Source organism: Janthinobacterium sp. KBS0711 (assembly GCF_000988085.1).
Taxonomy (GTDB): Bacteria; Pseudomonadota; Gammaproteobacteria; order Burkholderiales; family Burkholderiaceae_D; genus Janthinobacterium; species Janthinobacterium lividum_E.
In genome coordinates this window covers 247,755-253,957 of record NZ_LBCO01000024.1, presented here as the reverse complement: position 1 = coordinate 253,957, position 6,203 = coordinate 247,755, and the positions used below count along the sequence as shown (strand labels likewise).

Sequence of the window (6,203 nt, the reverse complement as noted above, 5' to 3'; positions counted from 1 at the left end):
TCTCGACCTCAACCTTGGCAAGGTTGCGCTCTACCAACTGAGCTACTCCCGCATACGAACCGCTATTTTACTGCTTTTTACTACCGTTTACCAGTGCTGCTTTACTGCTGATCCAGTATTCACTGGAGCGGGAGAAGAGTCTCGAACTCTCGACCTCAACCTTGGCAAGGTTGCGCTCTACCAACTGAGCTACTCCCGCATTGGAGCTTCTATTTTCTGCTACTGCCATCTTGCTGTACTGCTTCAGCTTTCGCTGGAGCGGGAGAAGAGTCTCGAACTCTCGACCTCAACCTTGGCAAGGTTGCGCTCTACCAACTGAGCTACTCCCGCAGTGGACAACATTGTATCAGAAGCTCTACTACATCGCCAGTACTACTTTTTACTGCATTCGCTGTTTTTACCTATGACACGATCCAGGAAACTGGAGCGGGAGAAGAGTCTCGAACTCTCGACCTCAACCTTGGCAAGGTTGCGCTCTACCAACTGAGCTACTCCCGCGTCATCAACAACAGGCCAGCATTATAGAGGGATTACAGGGGCTGTCAACGGGCAATATCTGGTCTTTTGCAAAATATTCCGCCGAAAATAGCCGCCTGCTTATTCCTGGTGCAAATTTCCCGCTTTTTCCTTGATGAGTGGCCATGCCAGGCGCAAGTAATAGAACATCGACCACACCGTCAGCACGCAGGCGATCCACAGCAGCTTCTCGCCCCACACGTGGGTATCGATCGCGCCAAAGATCACTTCGTGGTACAGCAGCAAGGGAATGGCCGTCATTTGCGCGGCCGTCTTGATCTTGCCGATCGAGCTGACGGCCACCGATTTCGAGGCGCCGATCTGCGCCATCCATTCACGCAGCGCGGAAATCGTGATTTCGCGGCCGATGATGATGAAGGCCAGCACGGCATTGACACGGTCCAGCTGCACCAGCACCAGCAAGGCGCCCGCCACCATCAGCTTGTCGGCGACCGGGTCGAGGAAGGCGCCGAAGGCCGACGTCTGGTTCCAGCGCCGCGCGAGGAAACCATCGAACCAGTCGGTCACGGCCGCAACGATGAAGACCAGGGTGGCAACCAGGTTCTGGTCGCCGTGCAGCAGCATCGACGGCGGCAGGTAAAACACGCCGACGACGAGCGGTATCAGGGCCACGCGCAGCCAGGTCAAAAGGATGGGAATATTAAAAGGCATAAGAGAGCAATCGGCCGACGGGTAAATTGAACATGAAGAAAGCGTGAAGAAAGCGCCACTAGTCTACATGGCCCCAGGGTATTAGCCTAGTCCGGTTGCCGCAGCGCCGGACCAGGCACTATCCATCAATGCAACTGCCTGTAGATTTCTTCCGCCAGTTGCGTGGAAATCCCCTCCACCGACATCAGGTCCTCGACGCTGGCGTCGACCACGCCGCGCAAGCCGCCAAAGCGCGACAGCAGTTTTTGCCTGCGCTTGGCGCCGATGCCCTCGATCTCTTCCAGGCGCGACGTCTGGCGCGTCTTGGCCCGCTTGGCGCGCATGCCGGTAATGGCGAAGCGGTGCGCCTCGTCGCGGATTTGCGCGATCAGCATCAGGGCCGCCGATTCCTTGCCCAGTTCCTGCGCCGCGCGGCCATCGACGAACAGCAAGGTTTCCAGGCCCACCCTGCGCCCTTCCCCCTTGGCCACGCCGACAATCAAGCTGATATCGAGTCCCAGCTCGGCAAACACCTGGCGTGCCATCTCGATCTGGCCCTTGCCGCCGTCGATCAAGACCACGTCGGGCATCACGCCATCGCCATTCGCCACCTTTTCATAACGGCGCATGAGGACCTGGCGCATGGCCGCGTAATCGTCGCCGGGCGTGATGTCGTTGATGTTGTAGCGCCGGTATTCACCGTTCTGCATGGCGTGGTGGTGGAACACCACGCACGACGCCTGTGTCGCCTCGCCCTGCGTATGGCTGATGTCGAAACATTCCACGCGCAGGCTGTCGAGGTCTTCCGTTTCCAGGCGCAGCGCTTCGGCCAGCGCGCGCGTGCGCGACTGCTGCGAACCCTGCTCGGACAACAAGCGCGCCAGCGAAATCTCGGCACCCTTCTGCGCCATTTCCAGCCACTGGCGGCGCTGTCCCTGCGGCTGGAAGATCAGGTTGATGCGGTGGCCGCACTGCTCCATCAGGGCCACCATCAGGGCCGGCTGGTCGAATTCGATATTCAGGATCAGGGTGCCGGGAATGAATTTTTCCGTGTAGTGCTGGGCCAGGAAGGCGGCCAGCACTTCCACCTCGATCGGCTCTTCGGCAATCGCCGCAGCATCGCTGAGCTGGCTGGGGAAATACGCGCGGTCGCCCAGGTGCCGTCCGCCGCGCACCATGGCCAGGTTGACGCAGGCACGCCCGCCCTGCACCAGCACGGCGATGATGTCGACGTCGGCGTCGCCCGTCGTTTCCATGCTTTGCTGGTGCAGCACGCGCGACAGCGAAGCGATCTGGTTGCGCACCACGACGGCTTGCTCGAATTTGAGCTCGGCGGCAAACGCGTGCATCTTCTTTTCCAGGTCGGCCATCACTTCGCTTTGCCGCCCGCGCAGGAAGCGCGCCGCGTTTTCCACGTCGTTTTTATAATCTTCCTTGCTGATCAGGTCCACGCACGGCGCGCTGCAGCGGCCGATCTGGTGCAGCAGGCAGGGCCGCGTACGGTTGGCGTAGACGCTGTCCTCGCAGGTGCGGATGAGAAACACCTTTTGCAGGATCTGCATCGATTCCTTGACGGCCCAGGAACTGGGGAACGGCCCGAAATACTGGTTTTTCTTGTCCACCGCGCCCCGGTAATACACCATGCGCGGCGCGTCACCATTCGTGATTTTCAAATACGGATACGATTTATCATCGCGGAACAGGATGTTGTAGCGCGGCTGCAGCGCCTTGATCAGGTTGTTTTCCAGGATCAGTGCTTCCGCCTCGCTGTGCGTCACCGTCGTTTCCAGGCGCGCGATGCGCTCGACCATCATGGCGATGCGGGGACTGGCCAGGTTTTTCTGGAAATAGCTGGAGACGCGCTTTTTCAGGTCGCGCGCCTTGCCGACGTACAGCACCTTGTCGGCGGCGTCGAAATAGCGGTACACGCCGGGCAAATTCGGCAGCTTGGCGACGGTGGCCAACACCTGCGCGCGCGGGTCGGGCGGCGTCTCGGCCAAGGTAGATTCTGGGGTTGCTTCGGTCATTGCTGGCTCATTGTTACACTGCTTGCTCCACGATCACGAACGCGACCGCATACTCTTCTTCATCGCTGATCGTCACTTGCGCGCTCAAGCGGTTTTTTTCCATGAACTCGGCCAGCACGCCGCTGCAGACGATCATCGGCTTGCCGCTCGGGTGGTTCAGCATCTGCGCGGCGGGCCAGGTCATCGGCATGCGCAAGCCCAGGCCGATGGCCTTGGAAAACGCCTCTTTGGCCGCGAAGCGCGTGGCCAGAAAGCGCACGCCGCGCACGGCGTTCTTGGCGCTGCGGGCGCGGAACTTTTCCAGCTCCTGCGGTCCCAGTATCTTTTTCGCGAAACGCTCGCCGTGGCGCGCCAGCGCCGCCTCGATGCGGGGGATCTTGCAGATATCGGTGCCGATGCCGTAGATCATGCTGCCTCCTTTGTGCGCGCGTTTATGCTTTGCCAGCGAGGCGCGTCGCCACCATGATGGCCTTCATTTCGCGCACGGCGTTTTCCCAGCCGACAAACACGGCATGCGCGACGATGGCGTGGCCGATGTTCAACTCGCTAATATCCGGAATGGCGGCGATGGCCTGCACATTGGTGTAATGCAAGCCGTGGCCCGCGTTGACCTTCAAGCCGCGGCCCACGCCGAACAGCACGCCCGCCTTGATGCGCTCCAGTTCCGCCAACTGCTCGGCGCCTTGCGTATCCGCATAGCGCCCAGTGTGCAGCTCGATCACGGGCGCGCCGAGCTCGGCGGCGGCAGCGATCTGCTGCTCGTCCGCATCGATGAACAGGCTCACGCGGATGCCCTCGCCTTGCAATTGTTTTACGGCCGCCTGCACTTCCTTGAAGTAGCGCACCACGTCCAGGCCCCCTTCCGTCGTCACTTCCGTACGCTTTTCCGGCACTAGGCAGACGTCCGCCGGCTTGATACGGCAGGCGAAGTCGATCATTTCCCGTGTCACGGCCGCTTCCAGGTTCATGCGCGTAAGCAATTGCGGCGCGATGGCGATGACGTCCGCATCCTTGATGTGGCGGCGGTCTTCACGCAAATGCAGGGTGATGGCGTCGGCGCCCGCCTGCTCGGCCAGCAGGGCCGCGCGGATCGGGTCCGGATAAGCGGTGCCGCGCGCATTGCGCAAGGTGGCCACGTGGTCGATATTGACGCCCAGGTCGATGACGGGGCCGGAAGGCTGCAAAAAGCTCATAGTGATGGTATCCGTAAAGTGCTGTCGTGCGGCAAACCGCAGCTACAGCTGCATTAAATCGATCAGTATCTGGCGCGTATTCAAGGTGGCGCCACCCAGTTGATGGGCCAGCAAAAAGCGCATCAGCAGCTTGCTTTGCGCCTGCGTGGCCACGTCAAGATAATCTTCGCGCTCCATGTCGAGCAGGGTCTTGCCCGTGATCTTGGGCCAGGCGTCGGCGGCGCGCGCCGGACGCGGTCCCCGTTCAGGGTCGACCACGTACACCTGCCCCGCATCGACGGCCTGGCGCGTGCCCGTGCAGCGCGTCAGGTCGGCCGCCACGCCCGTTTCCTTGAGCAAGGCGCGCTCGAACTTGCGCAGCACGATGGGCGGCGGCTCATTGTGCGCCAGTTGATTCAAGGTGGCAACGTAGTGGTCAAACAGGACGGGATGGGGGTCGTCGCGCGCCAGCAGTTTCACCAGCAATTCGTTCAAGTAAAAGCCGCACAGCAAGGCGGTCTTTTCCAGCGGCAGCATGCCGCCCACCCACTCGGCGCCCGTCAGGATGCGCAGCTCGGACTTGCCCGTCCAGCCCGCCTGCAGCGGCTGGAAGGTCTGCAGCACGCCGCGTAACTGCGAATGGGGCCGCTTGGCGCCCTTGGCGACGAGCGCGATGCGGCCATATTCGCGTGTAAACACGTCGACGATGAGGCTGGTTTCTTTATGCGGATAGCTGTGCAGCACGAAGGCCGGCTGGCCCGTGACCTTGCCGTCGCGCGCGGGCGGACGGCTGCGGCGGGGCGCGGCGGATGCGGGAGTTGCGGCCGGCGGCGCAATGGCCGCCGGCGCGGGAACAACGAGGGAGGCTGGCGCAGGATCGTGCAGCGCTGGCGTGGTGGTGCTCATGCGTGTGGCGTCGCCCCCGGGTTGCGGATTACTCGTAGCCGTAGGCGCGCAAGCCCGCCTCGTTGTCGGCCCAGCCCGACTTGACCTTGACCCAGATTTCCAGGTATACGGGGCCGCCGAACAGCTTTTCCATATCCAGGCGGGCCTGGGTGGAGACTTCCTTCAGGCGCGCACCCTTGTTGCCGATGATCATGGACTTGTGCGTGTCGCGCTCGACCAGGATGGCGGCGAACACGCGGCGCAGGTCGCCTTCCTGCTCGAATTTCTCGATCAAGACGGTGCTCGTGTACGGCAGTTCGTCGCCGACAAAGCGGAACAGCTTTTCGCGCACGATTTCCGAGGCGAGGAATTTCTCGCTGCGGTCCGTGATGTCGTCCGGTCCGAAGATGGGCTGGTTTTCCGGCAGGAAGCGCTTGATCTCATTCTGCAAGCCTTCCAGCTGGAAGTGCAGCTTGGCGGAGACGGGCACGATGGCGGCGAAGTCGCGCATGGCGGCGACCTTTTGCGCGAACGGCAGCAGCACGGCCTTGTCTTTCACGCGGTCGGATTTATTGATGACGAGGATGCACGGCACTTCCTTCGGCAGCAGGTCCATCACTTGCTGGTCGGCCGGGCCAAACGTGCCCGCCTCGATCACGTACAGGATGACGTCCGAGGAAATCAGGGTGTTCGTGACGGTCTTGTTCAGCGTCTTGTTCAGCGCGTTCGAGTGGCGCGTCTGGAAACCAGGCGTATCGACGTAGATGAATTGCGCGTCCGGCACCGTCTGGATGCCCGTGATGCGGTGGCGCGTGGTTTGCGCCTTGCGCGAAGTGATGCTGACCTTCGCGCCGATCAGCACGTTCATCAGGGTCGATTTGCCCACGTTCGGGCGGCCCACGATGGCGATATAGCCACAGCGGAAGTTGTCGGGCATTTTGGTGGCTGTCAT

The 6,203-nt window shown here is 61.6% G+C and carries 6 protein-coding genes and 3 tRNA genes; all 9 read right to left on the bottom strand.

Features of this window, described 5'->3' with window-relative positions:
- Positions 1–123 precede the first annotated feature (123 nt).
- A tRNA-Gly gene (locus VM94_RS13745) sits at positions 124–199 on the bottom strand.
- A gap of 55 nt (positions 200–254) precedes the next feature.
- Positions 255–330 (bottom strand) — tRNA-Gly (locus tag VM94_RS13740).
- A gap of 92 nt (positions 331–422) precedes the next feature.
- Positions 423–498: transfer RNA gene (locus VM94_RS13735), tRNA-Gly, on the bottom strand.
- A gap of 99 nt (positions 499–597) precedes the next feature.
- The gene (pgsA, locus tag VM94_RS13730) at positions 598–1,188 is read right to left on the bottom strand and encodes a CDP-diacylglycerol--glycerol-3-phosphate 3-phosphatidyltransferase (RefSeq protein WP_046683977.1); all 591 of its coding nucleotides are present in this window, start codon (positions 1,186–1,188) and stop codon (positions 598–600) included.
- Positions 1,189–1,313: 125 nt separating this feature from the next.
- On the bottom strand, positions 1,314–3,194 hold the full coding sequence (gene uvrC / locus VM94_RS13725) for an excinuclease ABC subunit UvrC (RefSeq protein WP_046683976.1): 1,881 nt from the start codon (positions 3,192–3,194) through the stop codon (positions 1,314–1,316).
- 13 nt (positions 3,195–3,207) lie between these two features.
- Positions 3,208–3,603 (bottom strand): holo-ACP synthase, encoded by a 396-nt coding sequence (gene acpS, locus VM94_RS13720; RefSeq protein WP_046683975.1) that lies wholly within the window; start codon positions 3,601–3,603, stop codon positions 3,208–3,210.
- Positions 3,604–3,625: 22 nt separating this feature from the next.
- The gene (gene pdxJ / locus VM94_RS13715) at positions 3,626–4,387 is read right to left on the bottom strand and encodes a pyridoxine 5'-phosphate synthase (protein ID WP_046683974.1); all 762 of its coding nucleotides are present in this window, start codon (positions 4,385–4,387) and stop codon (positions 3,626–3,628) included.
- 42 nt (positions 4,388–4,429) lie between these two features.
- Positions 4,430–5,272: a DNA repair protein RecO gene (recO, locus tag VM94_RS13710; protein WP_046683973.1), complete on the bottom strand. Its 843-nt coding sequence runs from the start codon at positions 5,270–5,272 to the stop codon at positions 4,430–4,432.
- Between the two features lie 28 nt (positions 5,273–5,300).
- Entirely contained in the window at positions 5,301–6,203 is a 903-nt protein-coding gene (gene era, locus VM94_RS13705) for a GTPase Era (RefSeq protein ID WP_046683972.1), read from the bottom strand.